We start from the raw sequence: 3,084 nt of genomic DNA, 5'->3' as shown, positions 1-3,084 counted from the left end.
TTTGGTTGCGGGGGCAGGATTTGAACCTGCGGCCTTCAGGTTATGAGCCTGACGAGCTACCGGGCTGCTCCACCCCGCGGCCGGGTTTTGTTGAGGGAGTTGATGTTCCTTTCCAGGTCTGGCGGCGAGCTACTCTCCCACGTCTTGAGACGCAGTACCATTGCCGCGGCGGCACTTAACTTCCGAGTTCGGGATGGGATCGGGTGTTTTGCTCGCGCTATGACCACCAGACCGGGGAAGGAACATCACATCAGGCGCTTTTGGCGCTTGTCTTTCGTCCAGGTGCTTTTGACCGATCGGACAGCCTTGCTGTTTCTGGATCAAATCAAGCCTATCGGGCAATTAGTACCGGTCAGCTGAATGCATTGCTGCACTTACACCTCCGGCCTATCGACGTGGTGGTCTTCCACGGCCCTCAGGGGAGACCTTGTTTTGAAGGGGGCTTCACGCTTAGATGCCTTCAGCGTTTATCCTGTCCGCTCATAGCTACCCTGCACTGCGGCTGGCGCCACAACAGGTCCACCAGTGGAGCGTTCACCCCGGTCCTCTCGTACTAGGGGCAACTCTTCTCAAGTCTCCTACACCCACGGCAGATAGGGACCGAACTGTCTCACGACGTTCTAAACCCAGCTCACGTACCTCTTTAAATGGCGAACAGCCATACCCTTGGGACCTGCTCCAGCCCCAGGATGAGATGAGCCGACATCGAGGTGCCAAACGATGCCGTCGATATGGACTCTTGGGCATCATCAGCCTGTTATCCCCAGAGTACCTTTTATCCGTTGAGCGATGGCCCTCCCACTTGGGACCACCGGATCACTATGGCCGACTTTCGTCTCTGCTCGACTTGTCAGTCTTGCAGTCAGGCGGGCTTCTGCCATTGCACTCAACGAGCGATTTCCGACCGCTCTGAGCCCACCATCGCGCGCCTCCGTTACGATTTGGGAGGCGACCGCCCCAGTCAAACTCCCCACCACGCATGGTCCCGGATCCGGATGACGGACCGCGGTTAGACATCAAGAAGGCGAAGGGTGGTATCTCAAGGGAGGCTCCACCGGAACTGGCGTCCCGGTTTCGAAGCCCACCACCTATCCTGCACATCACATTCCTGATGCCAGTGCGAAGCTGGAGTAAAGGTTCATGGGGTCTTTCCGTCTAACCGCGGGTAGTGTGCATCTTGACACACAGTTCAATTTCGCTGAGTCCACGTTAGAGACAGCGGGGAGATCGTTACGCCATTCGTGCAGGTCGGAACTTACCCGACAAGGAATTTCGCTACCTTAGGACCGTTATAGTTACGGCCGCCGTTTACCGGGGCTTCGATTCGGAGCTTGCACCCCTCCTCTTAACCTTCCGGCACCGGGCAGGCGTCAGACTGTATACGTCGCCTTGCGGCTTCGCACAGCCCTGTGTTTTAAGTAAACAGTCGCCACCCCCTGGTTTGTGCCCCCCGCCCATAGTTGCCTACAGACGGGGCTCCCTTCTCGCGAACTTACGGGAGCATTTTGCCGAGTTCCTTTAACGTGGTTCTCTCAAGCGCCTTGGTATACTCTACCAGTCCACCTGTGTCGGTTTCGGGTACGGTCTGATGGAGGGCTATTTCCGGGGACGCCGCAGCAGCCCGGCCAATCCGATAAGGCCGAACTACAGTAAGCATCCGTCACTTCCTCCTGGCCCAGGAATATTAACCTGGTTCCCATCGACTACGCCTTTCGGCCTCGCCTTAGGGGCCGGCTTACCCTGCTCAGATTAGCTTTAAGCAGGAACCCTTGGACTTTCGGCGAGAGGGTCTCTCACCCTCTTTGTCGCTACTCATGTCAACATTCTCGCTTCCGATCTCTCCACCGGATGCCTTACGGCCCGGCTTCACAGAAAGCCTCGCGTCTCCATGCCAGAGGCAAAGAGACATGAGGCTGTATCACGGAACGCTCCGCTACCACGCATATCGCTATGCATCCTGAGCTTCGGCTCGTGGCTTGAGCCCCGTTACATCTTCGCCGCAGGACAGCTTATCTAGACCAGTGAGCTGTTACGCTATCTTTAAAGGATGGCTGCTTCTAAGCCAACCTCCTGGTTGTTTTGGCCGTCCCACATGCTTTCCCACTTAGCCACGAATTAGGGGCCTTAGCTGCAGGTCAGGGTTGTTTCCCTCTTCACGACGGACGTTAGCACCCGCCGTGTGTCTCCCGGATAGTACTCTGCGGTATTCGGAGTTTGCTTAGGCTCAGTAAGTCTGTGGGACCCCATCACCCATGCAGTGCTCTACCCCCGCAGGTATTCGTCCGAGGCGCTACCTAAATAGCTTTCGCGGAGAACCAGCTATCTCCGAGTTTGATTGGCCTTTCACCCCTAGCCACACGTCATCCAGACCCTTTTCAACGGGTGTTGGTTCGGACCTCCAGTTGGTGTTACCCAACCTTCATCCTGCACATGGCTAGATCACTCGGTTTCGGGTCTGATCCCACGAACTCATGCGCCCTGTTAAGACTCGCTTTCGCTGCGCCTCCACCTATCGGCTTAAGCTTGCTCGTAAGACCAAGTCGTTGACCCATTATACAAAAGGTACGCCGTCAGGGCTCGAGGCCCCTCCGACTGCTTGTAGGCGTCCGGTTTCAGGTACTGTTTCACTCCCCTTGTCGGGGTGCTTTTCACCTTTCCCTCACGGTACTGGTTCGCTATCGGTCAGCAAGGAGTACTTAGCCTTCGGGGGTGGTCCCCCGATCTTCAGACAGGATTTCACGTGTCCCGCCCTACTTGATATGTCCCGTGGTGCTTCCTGTACGGGGCTGTCACCCGCTATGGCCTGCCTTTCCAGACAGTTCCAGTCACACTTCCAGGCTCGGCTGGTCCGCGTTCGCTCGCCACTACTAACGGAGTCTCTGTTGATTTCCTTTCCTCCGGGTACTTAGATGTTTCAGTTCCCCGGGTTCGCTTCAAAACCCCTATGTGTTCAGGATCTTGATACCTGTCTCACACCGTTATTGATTGCAGAGCAAACAATAACAGCGTGTCAGGTGGGTTGCCCCATTCGGAGATCCATGGATCAAAGCCTATTCCCGGCTCCCCATGGCTTAACGCAGGGTA

Annotated in this window: 1 tRNA gene and 2 rRNA genes (1 of these 3 running past the window's edge); all 3 read right to left on the bottom strand. The window is 56.3% G+C overall.

Going from position 1 to position 3,084, the window contains the following annotated elements:
• Positions 1–2: 2 nt before the first annotated feature.
• Positions 3–79: transfer RNA gene (locus RGD00_RS22920), tRNA-Met, on the bottom strand.
• A gap of 37 nt (positions 80–116) precedes the next feature.
• Positions 117–231, bottom strand: a 5S ribosomal RNA gene (rrf, locus tag RGD00_RS22915).
• 90 nt (positions 232–321) lie between these two features.
• Positions 322–3,084: ribosomal RNA gene (locus RGD00_RS22910) — 23S ribosomal RNA — on the bottom strand; it runs 62 nt beyond the window's last position.

This window comes from Ruixingdingia sedimenti (genome assembly GCF_031432425.1).
In the GTDB taxonomy this organism is placed as follows: Bacteria; Pseudomonadota; Alphaproteobacteria; order Rhodobacterales; family Rhodobacteraceae; genus Ruixingdingia; species Ruixingdingia sedimenti.
Note: the sequence above shows the minus strand (reverse complement) of the source record. Positions and strands in the feature narration are given on the sequence as shown.